Source organism: Dyella sp. 01N36 (assembly GCF_056399745.1).
Window position 1 is genome coordinate 1 of sequence record NZ_JBFTRY010000082.1, and the last position, 15631, is coordinate 15631.

Here is a 15631-nt window from a genome sequence, read left to right on the forward strand (position 1 = left end):
GTGCGCGACAGCCACGCCGGGGTGTACCGCTCTGTAGGTTTGTCGCGCACAGGGTGCGCTCCCACAAGAAAATCGCCGCCCATCACTCTCAATCTGCGACCCAAGGCGCGCGCACCCTTGTAGGAGCGCACTTGTGCGCGACCGCAGGGCTGGGATGTACCGCTTCGTAGGCTGGTCGCGCACAAGTGCGCTCCTACAAAAGAACTACCCGGTCCGGCAACGACGCGCGCTATTCGGCTCTTGATGCGGCTCCAGGCCCTCGGGGTCCCCGTATGACGCGGCGGGCGGGTGAAGGAATGGCCGCAACCCGTTCAAGCCCGCGGCCGCGTCTCCGGCATCGTCATCAACACCGGCAACACCGCCAGCGCGATGACCGCAATCATCACCCCCGGCACCGCCGCCCACCCCGTCATCTTGACCAGCAGCTCAGCCAGAAACGGCGTGATGCCGCCGAAGATCGCGGTGGCCACCGTGACGCCAAGCGCCAATCCACTTAGCCGTCCCTCACCCGGAAATTGCTCGGCCGTCGCCGACGCAGCCACGGCACTCACGCCACCAGCCACACAGGCCAGCACCACTGCAGCGATCACCACGTGCCACAACGAACCCTGCGCCATCAGCGCGAACATCGTCGAAGGCAGCGCCGCGCACAGCAAGGCGAGCACGACCAACACCGGCTTTCGGCCAAGGCGATCGGAAAGCGCTCCCGCCCAGGGCGTAACGAGAATGACGGCAACCGCCGCAACGGTCGACAACGCGAGAGACATGCCCTCGCCTATCGCACCCGTCGAACTCAGAAACGTCGGCACATAAGTGATGCCCACGTAATAGGTAATGGAGCCCAGCGCCGAAATCGCAAACGTCCTCGCAATGGCAGCTCGGTGATGCGCCAGCGTGTCGCGCACGGGCGACACAGGCACGGTGCCACGCGCCTTCTGCCGCTCGAAATCCGGCGACTCCTGCATGGCCGAGCGCGCGACCCAGATGCTCCCCGCCAACGCCGCGCCGACGAAGAACGGAATGCGCCAACCCCATGCATCGAGATTCTCTCGACTCATCAAACCCACGGTAAGCGCGGATACGCCCACGGCGAGCAAGGCGCCAATTTCACTGGCTGCGGAAGCCAGCGATGTGATCAATCCCCGGTGATGCTTGTCCGCACCCTCGAGCAGATACGCGACCACGCCGGTGTACTCGCCGCCCACGGAGAACGCCATCAGGCAGCGCAACAGCAGCAACAGATAGCCGGCTGCCATGCCGATACGGTGGAAGTCCGGGAGCAGCGCCGTCGCCAGCATCGCCACCGTCATCAATGCCATCGACATCAGCAGCGTATGGCGCCGCCCCAGTTTGTCGCCAATGATGCCGAACACCAGCGCACCGAGCGGCCGCATCGCATAGGCAATGGCGAAGCCCGCCAGCGTCGCCAGCAACGAGTTGCCGCCACCGCCGAAGAACACGCGCGACAACACCGTGGCGAAATACAGATAGAGCGTGAAGTCGTACCACTCCACGATGGTGGATAGCGCGGCAATCACCATCGATGCACGTGTCATCGATACACCGCCCTGCCCGGCGCGTTTCATGGCCGCTCTCTGAAGCATCGTCACGTCCCATGCGGCGCTTGCGCGGCCGTCTCCCAGGTTCCATCGATCATGCGGCCTTCACATGCTTGGGCGAGGCCGGCGTGCCGTCAAACGATACCAGCAAGCGCTTTGGACGCGCCGACCGTGGCATTTGGAAAAGGCCATGCAGATCGGAAAGCGGCACGGGCGACATCGGAGGAGCATTTCATCCATGCACTGATCCACGTTGCATGAAGACATTCACTCATCCTTTCCGGAGGCACGACATGAACACCAAGGCACTGATCACGGGTATCGTTTTGGCCACCGCGCTGGCCCTGCCGTTCGCCAGCATGGCGCAGGAAGGCGGCCCGGTGGTCGACATCGGCTATCGCCACGGCAACCTGCGCAACGCCCAGCAGAATATCGTGCAGGCCTGGCAGCTTGTGAGCGACGCACAGATCGACAACGACGATCGGCTCGGTGGTCATGCCGCCCGCGCCAAGGCGCTGCTGACCCAGGCCGATGAAGAGCTGCGTCTGGCCGCCGATGCCGCCAATCGCAACCGCTGGTAAGGCGATGCGTTGCACCATGCACAACGCCCGCCTTCATGGCGGGCGCTTTGCCTGAGAACGATTTGCCTTGCCGAGAGTTCAGGCCCGTCGACGCTGTTCGCTGGCTACGCCTGGTTCGAACAGGCCATTCGCCTCGCCCACCGAAAGCATGTGATCGCCCATGGTGTCGTAGCGACCTTCGACCAGCGCTTCCCGCGCGATGCGGGCCAGATGCGACAGCACCGCCTGCATGGTGCCGCAGCCCAGGCTGATGCGACGCACGCCCAGCTCACGCAAAGTCGCCGCGTCCGGCGCACCGGGATATCCCACATAAACATTCAGGGGCACCGGCAGCAGCTCGGCGAGGCGCCGGATTTCATCGGCATCGGCGAGACCGGGAACGAAGATGCCGTTCGCGCCAGCGCTGACATACGCCAGCGCCCGCTTGAGGGTTTCCTCAAAGCGCGCCTCGCCCGACAACTCCTTGCTCAGATAGGTATCGGTACGCGCGTTGATGAACAGCGCGATGCCGCGATGCTCCGCCACGGCGCGAATGCAGGCGATGCGCTGCGCCAGCAGACGCGAATCGGCCAGTTGGCCGGTGGCCGGATCCTTGCCATCCTCGATATTGATGCCGACGACACCCAGCTGCATCAAGGCACCGACCAGGCCGCCGGTTTCCTCGGCATCAACGCCATAACCGCGTTCGATATCGATGCTCAAGGGCACCGAGACTGCCTCGGCGATGCGGCGACAGGCCGCCAGCAGCTCGTCCAGCGGCATCTGTTCGCCATCGGGGTAACCCAGCGCCCACGCCATCGCGGCGCTGCTGGTGGCGACGGCCTTGGCACCGGCGTGCTCGATCACGCGGGCACTGGCGACGTCCCAGGCGTTGGGCAATATCAGTGGTTCGGCGCCGGCGTGGAGCTGGTGGAAGGCCTGGGCCTGGGTGGCCTGATCGTGGTTCATGGTGGTGACCTGGGGACGCCCGCCATCGGGCCTGACCAGGAGACCATTCGCCGCGCGGGCCCGCTGTCAGAATCTTTAGCTACCGACCCTTGGCACAGGATGGGCACGCGGGGCCTTGTTATGCTCGCAGCACCTCCGGACGAGTGCAGCCGGCCCGATCATGTCGAGTTTCTCCAGCCAGGTTCTGCTGTCGACGGAAACGTTGACGCTGCGCGACGTGCACTGCAGCGGCACCTGCCGCCATCGCAGCGCGGAAGAATGTGCCGCCTCGACCCAGCTGGTGTTTCCCTATCGCGGGTTGTACCTGCGCCACGTGGCCTCCGACCAGACCGTGGCCGACGCCAATCACGTGTTGTTCTTCAATGCGCAGCAGGGCTATCAGGTGAGTCATCCGCTGCAGGGCGGCGATGCTTGTTTATCGCTGCGCCTGTCGGACGCGCTGCTTGCCGAGCTGGCGCCCAAGGCGCTGGTGCAGACCGGCGAAGACACGATCTTCCGCGCCCAGTCGCAGCGCATCGATGCTCGTGCGCAAGCGCTGGTGGCGCTGCTGCGTCACAACCTCGAACACGACAGCATCGAGCCGCTGGAAGCCGAGGCGCTCGCGCTCACCCTGGTATGCCGCAGCCTGGGACCGCGCACCTCGCGCACGCCGACATCCACGCACGCCCGTCGTCGCCTCGCCGATCGCGTGAAGATGCTGCTGGCCAGCGACTTGTCGCGTCGCTGGACGCTGGCCGAGATCGGCGAGGAAATCGGCGGCTCGCCGGTTTACCTGACGCAAGTGTTCAAGCAGGTCGAAGGCATGCCGCTCTATCGCTATCAGCTGCAACTTCGGTTGGCGCGCGCGCTCGATCGGCTGGGCAAGGTGGATGATCTCTCGGCCCTTGCGGCGGAACTGGGATTCTCAAGTCACAGTCATTTCACCAACGCGTTCCGCCAGGCTTATGGCCGCTCGCCTAACGAGTTTCGCCAGGCGTCGCGCGGTCCCGCCTGATCGTCAGTCGTCGATGGGCACGTGCAGGTGCACGCCCAGCGCGTAGCCGCCCACGAGTCCGGCCGCGATCGCGACCAAGGTGGTCATCCACACGAGGGGATCGGAAAGCAGCAGGTGGATTTTCCACTCGGCGGAGAACGCCATGGAAATCAGCGTGACGATGGCGCAGATGATGCCGCCCGCCCGTGCCCAGGCGCGACAGGCGCGTTCGCTGCGTGCGTCCACAGGGCGGGCAAGGTACGTGGAAGACGGGTTCGGGGACATGGACAGACTGCGCGTGAGTGAGTCTGCGCAGCTTAGGTATGCCCATCGCCGGGAAATATGGGACGAATCCTAAAAATCGCGCCCGGCATCTCGCGTCACCACCAACGGCTAAAGAATTCGACAGCGTAGGAGAACGGGCGCGTGGTCTTCTGGGTGAACCCAATCTCGGGTGACATCCGGAGACGTGCCATGAGTGAGAGGACCTGCGCCGCGTGCGATTACCCGCTGGACGACAACGCCATCAAGGTGACCGTCGGCCATCGCGTGGTGGAAGTGTGTTGCGAGGAGTGCGCGGAGAAATTGCGCGAAGCCCAATCCCGCGCGACCGGCTGATGTCTGGTCACGTGCATCCAGTGCGATGCGCGTGTCGCGTGCCGCCTACCCGGCATCCACAAATCGCTGCCGGGTACGCGGCATTCCTTTGAAAAATCCTGCGGAAAACGTAGTTATTTGCGTTTAAACCATAGCCTCGACAACGGGCACTTACGGCGCAAAACAAATGAAAGTGATTCTCAGTTACTGCCTGCTGAGCCTCACTCGCCGCCGAGGGAACCCATGCCACATATCCAGGATCGCCGCTTTTCCCCTGCCGTGCGTCCGCTGCGGCACTCGCGCCTAAGTCATGGCGTCCATCTCGCCCTGCTCACCGGCGTCGCGCTGTTTGCCTCCACGGCATGGGCGCAGGAGGCCGTGACTCTCACGCCCGTCTCGGTGCATGGCGTCTACGACCAGAGCGACCGCACCAATAAACCCGGTCTCGCGCCCTCGCTGGGCAAGACCGGCACCCGTATCGAGGACCTGCCCGCCAGCGTGCAGGTGATTCCACGCGCCCTGATGGCCGAGCAAGGCGCGACCATGTTGCGCGACGTGGTCGCCAACGCCAGCGGCGTCAATGCCGGTGGGCAGGATTCGAAGGGCTACTTCGATCACTTCCTGATCCGCGGCCTCAACGCGCAGATCTACAGCGATGGCTTCTCCGATGGCGATCAACTCAGCGGGCTGTCGCACTCGCTCAACGGCGTGGAGCGGGTGGAGATTCTCGAAGGCCCGGGCTCGGCGCTGTTCGGCAGCGGTCCGCCGGGCGGCACCATCAACATCGTGCATTACGCACCTGCCGCCACGTTCCACTACGGCGGCAGCCTGCAGTACGGCTCGTTCGGCTCGATCACCAACAGCGATTACGTCACCGGCCCTACCGGCGTGGCCGGTCTGGATTATCGCGTCGACGCGACGTTCTCGCATGTGGACGGCTTTCGCGACCTGCACAGCCACGACTACGAGGTGCGCCCCTCCCTGCGCTGGCTGTGGGGCAATCACATCACCGACGTTGCGCTGGATGCGCGCAACATCCATGAAACGCCCGACTCGTACGGCATCATTTACTTCGACGGCCAGCCACTGCGGCATGTGTCGATCAATGCGCTGTATTCCTCGCCCTTCACCAGCGCGCATTCGGATTTCGTGCGGCCCACGCTGTCCGACGAGTGGGCGGTGAGCAATGTGCTGACGATCAACAATCGCCTCTCCTACCTTCACCGCACGCTGGATGCCGTAGTGAACGGCGACAGCGCCAGCACCAGGGTGACCAACGGCGAAGTGGTGAATCGCCAGCTGCGGCAGCAGGATGACGCCGACGACAGCGTCGACTACCAGTTTGAACCCGTCTGGCGATTCGCCACCGGCGATGTGCACCACACCTTGCTCACCGGCTTTGAATATCAGAACCAGCGCCTGTCCACGGAACGCAGCACCGCCGACCTGCCCAACATCGTCGACGCATTCGCGCCGGTGCCGCCGGAAACCTCGCTCGCCGACGTGACGTTCAAATGCGACGCCAAGCACTCCTGTGACGACGACCGTCTGCGTGCGAACTACTACGGCGTCTACGCCACCGACCAGGTCGACGTCACCGATGCGTTCAAGCTGCGCGCCGGTGTGCGCCAGGACTGGTGGGACACCTCGCTTAGGCCCCGCATCACCGTCCCCGGCCGGTTCGGCACCGATGGCAAGCCACTGCTCGCCGGCGTGGAAGACTCCTGCAACGATGCGCCACTGAGCTGGAATATCGGCGCCCTTTACAAGCTGTTCTCGTGGATGTCGCCCTATGTCGGCGTCTCGCGCAGCCATCAGGCCAACTTCAATTCGGAGAACACGCAGAACGGCGTGGGCGCGCCGGAATCCGCGCTGCAATACGAGGCGGGCATCAAGTTCGCCTGGCTCGACGACCGGATCGTGCTGAACACCGCGGCGTTCGACGTGAAGCGCGACCACGTGGCGGCCGCTACGACTCTCAATGGCGTGGAAGCGGTGGTATTCGACAGCCAGAAGACGCGCGGCGCGGAAGCGTCCATCGATACCGCCCTCACCGACCAGTGGCATCTACTGGCCAATGTCACCAGTCAGGACGCTACCATCACGGACAATCCGCAGGGCATCACCTCGGTGGGACATCGTCCGCAGGGTGCGCCGAATTTCCTTGGCAACCTGTGGACCACCTATCGCTTTCCCATCGCGGGCATGCCCGGCTTCCGCATCGGTGGTGGCGTGAACTACCAGGACAAGAGTTATAGCGATATCACCAACACCAACAGCATCCCGTCCTCCGTCGTGTGGAACGGGTTGCTCGGCTATCAGGCATCGGTATGGGGCGTGGATGTGAACTTGCGCAACCTCACCAACCGACGCTATTTCGTGGCGGCGAATGGTGCAGGCGCACTCGTGGGCGAATCGCGCAGTGCGTTTGTGAGCGTGCACGCGGATCTGTAATTGACACGCATGGGAGTTCGCGGGACTGTCCCGGCGAGTGCCTCTAACGGCGGACGTCGAACGACTCGCCGGCCATGAACTGGCGGATATCGCTTTCGCCAAGCAGATTGACGTCGCCCGACACCGAGTGCTTGAGGCAGAAAGCGGCGAAGGCGAATTCCAGGGCGTCGCGCTCGGTAGCCCCAGACAGCAGACCGTGCAGGAAACCTGCCGTAAACGCGTCACCCGTGCCAATGCGGTCGACGATGCCCGGCAGCGCGCACCATCGCGTGTGCATGATGCCATCGCGCGTTGCGCAAAGACCACGCACGTCCTGTTGATCCGCACTGTGATGAAGGCGCTCCGTGGCGATCATCCAGCGCAGCCGCGGCCACGTCGCGAAGGCAAGCTCGGCGGCGGCCGCAAAACGCTGGCTGGCATCTTCCTGGGTGAAGGTGGCGCCGAGCATCAGTGCGATATCGCGATCGTTGCCGATCAGCACGTCAGCCTCGGCAGCCATCTTGCTCGTGAGTGATGGGGCATCGCCTGCCCGGTCGCCCCAGAGCTTGCTGCGGTAATTGCAGTCGAACGACACGGGAATATCGCCATCGCGTGCCGCCTTCACCGCGGCCCGTGCTGCTGCAGACGTGGCCTCACCCAAGGCCAGGTTGATCCCGGACACATGCAGCCACTTCGCTCCCGCCAACTGGGATGACCAGTCGTAGGCATCGCCGCGGGTCAACGCAAACGCAGAGTCGGCGCGATCGTAAAGGACATCGGCGGGACGATGCATCGCTCCCGGCGAAAGGAAATACAGCCCCATGCGACCATCGGCATACCGAATGGCCGGCTGCACGCCCAGGCGTTTGAGCTCGCCGGCGCAGGCGCGGCCCAAAGCGTTGTCAGGCAGGGTGCTGACCATCACGCTGCGATGGCCGAGGATGGCCAGCGATGCCGCCACATTTGCTTCGGCGCCACCAAAATGCACGCGCAGATTCGGCGACTGCAGCAAGAGTTCGTTATGAGCCGGCGAAAGGCGCATCAGCAGTTCGCCAAAGCACACCACGTTGCCGTCACTGATGGGATTCATCGCCTGGTTGCACTCCACCTTTGTCGCCGACCGGAGGATAGCGCGAACCATCGCTCAGCCGCGGCGTCCGTGCCGCTGTTCCGGCTACCCGCGATGCGCCTCACCTGGGAAGCGCATCGCGGGACGTCTTGATTACTGGAACTTGTAGGTGGCGCGGATACCGAAGTAGCGCTCGAAATCGCGCGGCAGATAGGACTGCACCGCCAGCATATTGTTGTAGTTGCTGGTGGAGTTGGTCAGGTTCGAGTAGTAGTGCTTGTTGAACGCGTTGTTGACGAAGCCCACCACTTCCCAACGATCGGCCTCCTGGCGCACACCGATGTCGAAGTTGGCCACGCCATAAGCACCTTGCACGGTCAGCGGATCCTGGCTGAGCGAGTAATTGACGGCGCTCTGGAACGTATACGAGCCATCGATCACACCGAGCAGGCCGGTCGAACCCAGCGGATGGGTGTAGTTGAAGTTGGCGGCAAACTTCCACTTCGGCGCGAGCGGGGGGCGCGCGCCGGCCAGGTTCTGGCTCTTCACCGCCGTACCCGTGCAGCCCTGTGCCAGGGTCTGGTTGGGATAGCACTGGGCGAACGGGAACTCGGTGATCTTGGCGTCGAGATAAGTGACCGAGGCGCCAAGGGTCAGGTCCTCGTTCACGTGATAGCCGCTTTCCAGCTCGATACCGCGCGTATGCAGCTTGCCGACGTTGGCCAGACGGTAGTTGGTGGTGCCGTCGGACAGCGTCTCGATACCCTGTGCCTGGAAGTTCTTGTAGTGGGTATCGAACAACGTGGTGTTCAAGGTCACGTGTCGATCGAGGAACTGCATGCGCGAGCCGAGCTCGTAATCAGTCGAGGTCTCCGGCTTCACCGGACCACCGGCAGCACGCACCGCGTTGAAGCCCGTCGACAGATCGTAGGTCTCACCCTTGTGGCCCGAGGCCGTGGTGAAGTACAGCATGATGTCGTCGTTGATCTGCTGCTGCACGCCGACCTTGTAGGTGCCGAAGGTGTCGCCGTTGCTGCCGTTGAAGGCCTTCTTGGCGATGTAGTCGTTGAAGGTGTAGCCGATCTTTTCGTAGCTTTCGCGACCACCGAGGATCAACGTGGTATCCGGCAGCACGTCATATTCGACCTGGCCAAAGGCGGCGTACTGCTTGGAGTACGAGGTCGCATACCAGGAAGCTAGCGAGTAATACGGACCGCGGCCGAAGTTGCGGCTGTAGTTCACATCCGCGTAGAACAGGCCCAGGGTGTAGCGGAAGCGATCATCGCCCGGCGACAGCAGGCGGAATTCCTGCGTGGTCTGATGCGAGGCAAACGTGCCGAACTGACGGTTGTCGAGCTGCTTGAGCGCCGATTCGTCCTGATCCAGGCGATCGAACATCTTGTAGCTGTCCAGCGAGGTGATCGACATGAGCGTCGGACCACCGAAGTCGTAGGAGACCTTCACCGAACCGGCCGTATCCGTGTAATCGGTGCCCGTCGTGTAGTTGTTCACGACATTGCTATTGTCCGGATAGGCCGTGACGCCCGGCGCAAACACCGGCGGCGCATAGACGCCGCGCAGATAGGCGGTGGGGCCCAGCGCAATGAACGGGCGTCCGGTGGTGGTGTGGCCATCGATGTAATCGAAGCCAAACGTGACGTTCAACGCCTCGGTCGGATCCCACACCAGCTTGTTGCGCGTGGACAGCGTGCGACGACCATTGACGTCGTTGCCGTTGTACAGGTTGGTCACGTTGCCGCCGAAATTGTCGTAATTCCAGCTGCTGCGGAAACCGAGGTTAGACGTGATGGGACCGGAGAACACCGCCGTGCCGCCGGCCTCGCCGTCACCCGTGGCCAGCGCGCTGACTTCGGCCGTGAGCGTGTCCGAGGGCGGCAGGGTGGTGATGTTGATCAGGCCCGCCGAGGCGGACTTGCCATACAGCGTGCTCTGCGGGCCGCGCAGCACTTCGATCTGTGCGATGTCCGACAGATCGGTAAAGGCGCGCGGCTGGAAGGCGATCGGAACATCGTCCACCACGACCGCCACGCTGGGCTCGACGCCAATGGAGAACGCAAAGGTGCCCACGCCGCGGATGGTCAGCGATGCGTTGACGGGATTCTCGGCCGGCTTGATGACCAGCGACGGCGCGACGCGATTGAGGTCGTTGAAGTCGCGAACGGCAAACGCTTCGAGCTGATCGGCATTGACCACCGCCACTGCCACGGGAACCTTCTGCAGGTTCTCCGTGCGCTTCTCCGCCGTCACCGTCACGGCTTGCAGATCCTTGGTAGGCGCTGGCGTGGTGGTGTTCTTGGCGGTCGTGTCGCCCGACTGCGCCTGAGCGGGCGCGTCGTTGTCAGCCGCCACCGCCGGGGTGTTCATGAGCACATAACCGGCTAGTACGGCTCCCACCCACTGGCTTAAAACCTTGCGCTTCATAAATTGGCCTCTCCCCATACGGCCTTATTGGTCAGACCAATACTGCCTGTCAATGGAGACACCGTCAACCAATCCGGTTATGCAGATTTGGTATTTAGCGGCAACTTTTAAAATGTCAGCGCAGTCTTGTGCGTCGCGACAAAACCATAGTCAAAACAGATGTTTCGCTTTCGCCGCGATTATCGTCGGATAGCAAAGGGAGCGAGCCTGACAAACCACTTGCAATGCTGCGCGGCAGCAATTGCAAATAAATTGGTCAATCTGCTTTCAGCATCCGGGTGATGGCCTGCCGCTCTTCTTCGGAACACACCCAAGAGCCAGCAAAGACACCTCGCGCACCGAACAGAGCGGCCACGATGCCGCCCCTGCCCTCGCTCATCCACAGCGCCGCGAGCTGCTCCGCCATCGGATCGTCGACGGCATGACCCACACCACGCACGAAGTCGACCCAGGCGGCCAGCGCCTCCAGCAGCGCCGGACAGGTCTGGCCCTGCCGGCTGTGCCAGCTCAAGGTGTCCAGCCAGCGCTGGGGGATCTTCTGCGAACCGTCCATGGCGATCTGGCGCAGGCGATGCGGCAGCCCGGCATTGGTGAAGCGCTCGATCAAGGCATCGGCGTAGCGCATCAAGTCCATCGCCACCGAAGGCAGCGTGGGCGCCGCCTCCTGCCGCATGAGGCGATCGATCAGCGGCGCGATGGCAGCGTCAGCGATGGCCTGATGGACGAATTCGTGGCCGCGTGCCAGCCCAAGATAAGCCAGCGCGGAATGCGCGCCGTTGAGCATTCTGAGCTTGGCGGCCTCGTAGGCACGCACGTCGGTGACGAACTGCACGCCGCCGGTTTCCCAGCGCGGCCGCGGACCGGCGAAGCGATCCTCGATCACCCACTGGCGAAAATGTTCGGTGACCACGGCGCCTTCGTCGCGCATGCCGATGTCATCGGCGACAGCGTTCTTGTCCGCATCGGTCACCAGCGGCACGATGCGATCGACCATGCTCGACGGGCAGGCGCATTCACGGCGGAACCAGCGTGCGGTTTTCGCGTCGGTGGCATCGAGGTATTCGCCGAGCGCGGCCGCGAGCCGCTCACCATTGCCCGGCAGGTTGTCGCAGCTGACCAGGCTCAAGCCGCCCACGCCCGCAACGCGACGCTGCATCATTGCCTTGCCGAGATAGTCGTAGATGGAACCATCGCCAAGGGATACGTAGCCCTTCTCGGTCACCGTCAGCGTCACAACGTGCACGTCCGGCGAGGCCAGCGCACTAACCAGCGCGCCAGGGTCTTGCGATGCGACCAGCACGCGGCGCACCGCACCGATCAAGCGCGGCGTGTTGGCGGCAGGCCCGCGCTCTGAGAGCGTGTACAAACCGTCCTGCGGCGCCAATAGCGCATTCACGTCGGGCGAGCGCAGCGAGACCCCGGTGATCGCCCAGTCGCGATCACCGGCATTCATCGCATCATCGGTATAGACCGCCTGGTGGGCGCGATGGAATGCGCCGATGCCCAGATGCACTAGGCCACAGGCTTGCGCGTCACGCGCATAGTCGGGGCGACGGACGCGCGACGACAACAGGGCCTCGGTCGCCCGCGACAGCCGGGTGCTCACAAGCGATAGGCCCGCTTGGCGAGCGGGCCCGCCAGTTCCACCGCGAGCTCGGCCGCTTCCCAGTCTTCGAGGCGATGCTCGACGACAAGTTCGGCGAGGTAGCCGCAATCGATACGGCGCGCCAGATCATGTCGTGCAGGAATCGACAGGAAGGCTCGCGTGTCGTCGTTGAAACCGACGGTGTTGTAGAACCCCGCCGTCTCGGTCGTCGCCCTGCGGAAGCGACGCATGCCTTCGGGACTATCGTGGAACCACCACGCAGGACCCAGTCGCAATGCCGGGTAGTGGCCTGCCAGGGGCGCCAGCTCGCGCGCATAGGTCGACTCATCGAGGGTGAACACGATGATGGTCAGCGACGGCTCGTTGCCGTAGCGCGCCAGCAAGGGCTGCAGCGCGCGCACGTACTCGGTACGCAGCGGAATATCAGCGCCCTTGTCGCGGCCGAAGCGCGCAAACAGCGAGGGATTGTGGTTGCGGAAGCTGCCAGGATGAATCTGCATCACCAGACCATCCTCGAGACTCATGCCCGCCATGACGGTGAGCATCTGCGCGCGGAACAACTCCGCATCGGCTGGCGTCGGCTGTCCGCGCGTGACCCGCGCAAACAACGCGGCGGCCTCGGCATCGGAAAGATCGGCCGTCGCGGCGGTGGGATGCCCGTGATCGGTGGACGTGGCGCCCATCGATGCAAAGAACGCACGCCGCTGCCGCAGCGCCGCGAGATAACCCGTCCAGCTGCGGGCGTCTTCGCCGGTCAGCTGCGAAAGCCGATCCAGATTCGGCAGAAAGCCTTCAAACTCTGGATCGATCACCGGGTCCGGCCGGAAGGCCGTGATCACCCGGCCCTGCCAACCGCTGGCACGAATGGCCGCGTGATGCTGCAGCGAGTCGAGCGGTGATTCGGTGGTAGCCAGCACGTCGATGTTGAAGCGCTCGAACAAGGCGCGCGGCCGGAACGCCGGTGTAGCGAGCTGCTCGGCGATGCGGTCGAAATACACATCGGCCGTGCTGCCATCCAGACGTTGCTGCATGCCGAACACTTCGGCGAACACCCAGTCCAGCCAGGTGCGCGACGGCGTTCCGCGAAACAAGTGGTAGTGCTCGGCCAGGAGGCGCCATGCAGCGCGCGAATCGACCGGCGCCGACTTCTCGCCACGCGGACGCACACCCAAGGCCTCGAGCGGCACACCCTGGCTATAGAGCATGCGCAGCACATAGTGATCCGGCGTCAGCAGCAGGCTGGTCGCGTCAGCAAACGGCTCGTTGTCGGCAAACCACTGCGGGTCCGTGTGGCCATGCGGACTGACGATGGGCAGCTTTTCCACCAGCGCATAGAGCTGCTGGCAGATTGCGCGAGCGGCGGGATCGGCAGGAAAGAACCGGTCCGGATGGACCACCAGGGGATGCGCCATGCGTGAACTCAATCAGATCGAAGCGACGTTGCCGAAACGGCGACGCGTGGAAGCAACCGCCTCGCGCGCCTTGGCGAGGGCCTGCTCTTCGGTGGCGAACAGCAGATGATCGATCACGGCGGCCAGATGCGCGCGCATCGCGGCGCGCGCCTTGGCGGGATCGCGCGTGCGCAAGGCCTCGACGATGACACTGTGCTCCTCCACCACAGGGCGCACCTTGGCGGCACGCGCCTTGGCGTGCAGCAGGGCGCATTCGGGCGAGGTGGAACGCAGCCGCCACAGCTCTTCGATGGCGTTGACGATGGCGAGGTTGCGGGTGGAGCGGGCGATCAGCATGTGGAAGTCGCGATCGGCGTTCTCGCTCACGCTGCGGCGCTGGTTTTCATCGGAGATCTGCCGCACCAGGGCTTCCAGCTCGTCGAGCTCGGCGTCGGTGATATTGGTGGCCGCGAGCGCCGCGCTCTCACCCTCAAACAACAGGCGGGCCTCGGTAAGCTCGAACGCCGTGACATTGAAACCCGGCCTGTCGTCGATGCCCGGCAGCCGGCGCACGTAAGCGCCCGAACCCACCCGCACATCGATCAGACCCTGCACTTCCAGCGCGATCATCGCCTCGCGAACAGCCGGGCGACTTACGTCGTGCTCGACGGCCAGTTCCCGTTCGGCCGGCAGGCGGTCGCCAACCGCGTACTTGCCGTTGGCCAATTCCTGGAACAACCGGTGCGCGACGCGCTGATAGAGCCTGCCATTACTGGCCTGCGTCTCGGCCGAATCTCCGGCGACGGCTTTCTTGGCCTTCTTGGTAGGGGTCATGGCGCTGTGTTTTCCAAAGTAGTAAGACCAATATTGTCTAAATTGGCAAGGCAGAATAGTATGCCTGCAGTATAGCCCCCAGCCGCTGAAATGGAAGCCGGATACTCCATGAAGATTGAACGAGCCCGCGTGATCGTCACCTCTCCAGGTCGCAACTTTGTGACCCTGAAAATCGAGACGGATCAAGGGGTCAGCGGTATCGGCGATGCTACGCTCAATGGCCGCGAGAAGGCAGTCGTCGCCTACCTCGAAGAGCATGTCATCCCGTGTATGATCGGCAAGGACCCCCGCCGCATCGAGGACATCTGGCAATACCTTTATCGCGGCGCCTACTGGCGGCGCGGGCCGGTCACCATGTCCGCGATTGCCGCCGTCGACACGGCGCTATGGGACATCAAGGCCAAGATGGCCGGCATGCCGCTATACGACCTGCTGGGCGGCAAGAGCCGTGAGGGCGTGATGGTCTATGGTCATGCCAATGGTGGCGATCTGGCAGAGACGGTGGATGAAGTCGCCCGCTATGTCGACCTGGGCTACAAAGCCATCCGCGCCCAGTCCGGCGTGCCTGGGGTCAAGGATGCCTACGGCGTGGGCCGCGGCAAGATGTACTACGAGCCGGCCGGCGTCGGCCTGCCGCAGGAGACGGTGTGGAACACCGCCAAATACCTGCGCTTTGTGCCGACGCTGTTCGACAAGCTGCGCGACAAGTTCGGCTTCGACGTGCATCTGCTGCATGACGCCCACCACCGCCTGACGCCCATCGAGGCGGCCCAGCTGGGCAAGGCGCTGGAGCCTTATTCGATGTTCTGGCTGGAAGACGCCACCCCGGCGGAAAACCAGGAAGCGTTCCGCCTGATCCGCCAGCACACCACCACGCCGCTGGCGGTGGGCGAGATCTTCAACACGATCTGGGACGCCAAGGACCTGATCCAGAACCAGCTGATCGACTACATCCGCACCACGGTGGTGCGCGCGGGCGGCATCACCCACCTGCGCCGCATCGCCGATCTGGCCGCGCTCTACCAGGTGCGCACCGGCAGCCACGGCGCCACCGACCTGTCGCCGGTGACCATGGGCGCCGCACTGCACTTCGATAGCTGGGTGCCCAACTTCGGCATCCAGGAATACATGCGCCACTCGCCCGAAACCGATGCGGTGTTCCCTCACGCCTATTCCTTCGAGCAGGGCTATCTGTATC

General features: G+C 63.8%; 13 protein-coding genes. 5 read left to right on the plus strand and 8 right to left on the minus strand.

Annotation, left to right across the window (positions count from 1 at the left end):
• Positions 1 to 311: 311 nt before the first annotated feature.
• Positions 312 to 1586 (minus strand): MFS transporter, encoded by a 1275-nt coding sequence (locus tag AC1DMG_RS13525; protein WP_441602117.1) that lies wholly within the window; start codon positions 1584 to 1586, stop codon positions 312 to 314.
• A 266-nt stretch (positions 1587 to 1852) separates the two neighbouring features.
• Here AC1DMG_RS13525 and AC1DMG_RS13530 point away from each other — a divergent pair, with 266 nt between their 5' ends.
• Positions 1853 to 2140 carry a hypothetical protein gene (locus AC1DMG_RS13530; RefSeq protein WP_441602116.1) on the plus strand — a complete coding sequence of 96 codons (288 nt, stop codon included), beginning with the start codon at positions 1853 to 1855 and terminating at the stop codon, positions 2138 to 2140.
• 78 nt (positions 2141 to 2218) lie between these two features.
• On the opposite strand, the gene AC1DMG_RS13535 is transcribed toward AC1DMG_RS13530, so the two are convergent.
• Positions 2219 to 3088, minus strand: a complete 870-nt coding sequence (locus tag AC1DMG_RS13535) for an isocitrate lyase/PEP mutase family protein (RefSeq protein ID WP_441602115.1) — start codon at positions 3086 to 3088, stop codon at positions 2219 to 2221.
• Between the two features lie 160 nt (positions 3089 to 3248).
• Between AC1DMG_RS13535 and AC1DMG_RS13540 the strand changes: the two genes are divergently transcribed.
• Positions 3249 to 4082 (plus strand): helix-turn-helix transcriptional regulator, encoded by an 834-nt coding sequence (locus AC1DMG_RS13540; protein WP_441602114.1) that lies wholly within the window; start codon positions 3249 to 3251, stop codon positions 4080 to 4082.
• Positions 4083 to 4085: 3 nt separating this feature from the next.
• Here the strand turns inward: AC1DMG_RS13540 and AC1DMG_RS13545 are convergent, their stop codons facing one another.
• Positions 4086 to 4346 carry a hypothetical protein gene (locus AC1DMG_RS13545; RefSeq protein ID WP_441602113.1) on the minus strand — a complete coding sequence of 87 codons (261 nt, stop codon included), beginning with the start codon at positions 4344 to 4346 and terminating at the stop codon, positions 4086 to 4088.
• Between the two features lie 189 nt (positions 4347 to 4535).
• On the opposite strand from AC1DMG_RS13545, the gene AC1DMG_RS13550 reads away from it, so the two are divergent.
• Both AC1DMG_RS13550 and AC1DMG_RS13555 read left to right on the plus strand, forming a co-directional pair.
• On the plus strand, positions 4536 to 4679 hold the full coding sequence (locus AC1DMG_RS13550) for a hypothetical protein (RefSeq protein WP_441602112.1): 144 nt from the start codon (positions 4536 to 4538) through the stop codon (positions 4677 to 4679).
• Positions 4680 to 4901: 222 nt separating this feature from the next.
• On the plus strand, positions 4902 to 7112 hold the full coding sequence (locus AC1DMG_RS13555; protein ID WP_441602111.1) for a TonB-dependent receptor: 2211 nt from the start codon (positions 4902 to 4904) through the stop codon (positions 7110 to 7112).
• Between the two features lie 43 nt (positions 7113 to 7155).
• Here AC1DMG_RS13555 and AC1DMG_RS13560 read toward each other — a convergent pair whose 3' ends face one another.
• The 5 genes from AC1DMG_RS13560 to AC1DMG_RS13580 all read right to left on the minus strand — a co-directional run bounded on the left by AC1DMG_RS13560 (position 7156) and on the right by AC1DMG_RS13580 (position 14433).
• Positions 7156 to 8181 (minus strand): PfkB family carbohydrate kinase, encoded by a 1026-nt coding sequence (locus AC1DMG_RS13560; RefSeq protein WP_441602110.1) that lies wholly within the window; start codon positions 8179 to 8181, stop codon positions 7156 to 7158.
• Positions 8182 to 8313: 132 nt separating this feature from the next.
• Positions 8314 to 10602 (minus strand): TonB-dependent receptor, encoded by a 2289-nt coding sequence (locus AC1DMG_RS13565; RefSeq protein ID WP_477180618.1) that lies wholly within the window; start codon positions 10600 to 10602, stop codon positions 8314 to 8316.
• Between the two features lie 256 nt (positions 10603 to 10858).
• Entirely contained in the window at positions 10859 to 12172 is a 1314-nt protein-coding gene (locus tag AC1DMG_RS13570) for a mannitol dehydrogenase family protein (protein ID WP_441602108.1), read from the minus strand.
• Between the two features lie 32 nt (positions 12173 to 12204).
• Positions 12205 to 13620, minus strand: coding sequence for a glucuronate isomerase (uxaC, locus tag AC1DMG_RS13575; protein ID WP_441602107.1), 1416 nt, complete (start codon positions 13618 to 13620; stop codon positions 12205 to 12207).
• A gap of 12 nt (positions 13621 to 13632) precedes the next feature.
• Positions 13633 to 14433: a FadR/GntR family transcriptional regulator gene (locus tag AC1DMG_RS13580; RefSeq protein WP_441602106.1), complete on the minus strand. Its 801-nt coding sequence runs from the start codon at positions 14431 to 14433 to the stop codon at positions 13633 to 13635.
• 108 nt (positions 14434 to 14541) lie between these two features.
• On the opposite strand from AC1DMG_RS13580, the gene manD reads away from it, so the two are divergent.
• Positions 14542 to 15631: D-mannonate dehydratase ManD (manD, locus tag AC1DMG_RS13585; RefSeq protein WP_477180619.1), on the plus strand; the 1090-nt coding region annotated here is incomplete at its 3' end.

Bases quoted from the DNA above. Each gene is read 5' to 3' on its own strand.
- AC1DMG_RS13530 (WP_441602116.1), top strand. From the start codon at position 1,853: ATGAACACCAAGGCACTGATCACGGGTATCGTTTTGGCCACCGCGCTG.
- AC1DMG_RS13545 (WP_441602113.1), bottom strand. From the start codon at position 4,346: ATGTCCCCGAACCCGTCTTCCACGTACCTTGCCCGCCCTGTGGACGCA.
- uxaC (WP_441602107.1), bottom strand. From the start codon at position 13,620: ATGGCGCATCCCCTGGTGGTCCATCCGGACCGGTTCTTTCCTGCCGAT.
- AC1DMG_RS13555 (WP_441602111.1), top strand. From the start codon at position 4,902: ATGCCACATATCCAGGATCGCCGCTTTTCCCCTGCCGTGCGTCCGCTG.
- AC1DMG_RS13535 (WP_441602115.1), bottom strand. From the start codon at position 3,088: ATGAACCACGATCAGGCCACCCAGGCCCAGGCCTTCCACCAGCTCCAC.
- AC1DMG_RS13565 (WP_477180618.1), bottom strand. From the start codon at position 10,602: ATGAAGCGCAAGGTTTTAAGCCAGTGGGTGGGAGCCGTACTAGCCGGT.
- AC1DMG_RS13525 (WP_441602117.1), bottom strand. From the start codon at position 1,586: ATGAAACGCGCCGGGCAGGGCGGTGTATCGATGACACGTGCATCGATG.
- AC1DMG_RS13550 (WP_441602112.1), top strand. From the start codon at position 4,536: ATGAGTGAGAGGACCTGCGCCGCGTGCGATTACCCGCTGGACGACAAC.
- AC1DMG_RS13540 (WP_441602114.1), top strand. From the start codon at position 3,249: ATGTCGAGTTTCTCCAGCCAGGTTCTGCTGTCGACGGAAACGTTGACG.
- AC1DMG_RS13580 (WP_441602106.1), bottom strand. From the start codon at position 14,433: ATGACCCCTACCAAGAAGGCCAAGAAAGCCGTCGCCGGAGATTCGGCC.
- AC1DMG_RS13560 (WP_441602110.1), bottom strand. From the start codon at position 8,181: ATGAATCCCATCAGTGACGGCAACGTGGTGTGCTTTGGCGAACTGCTG.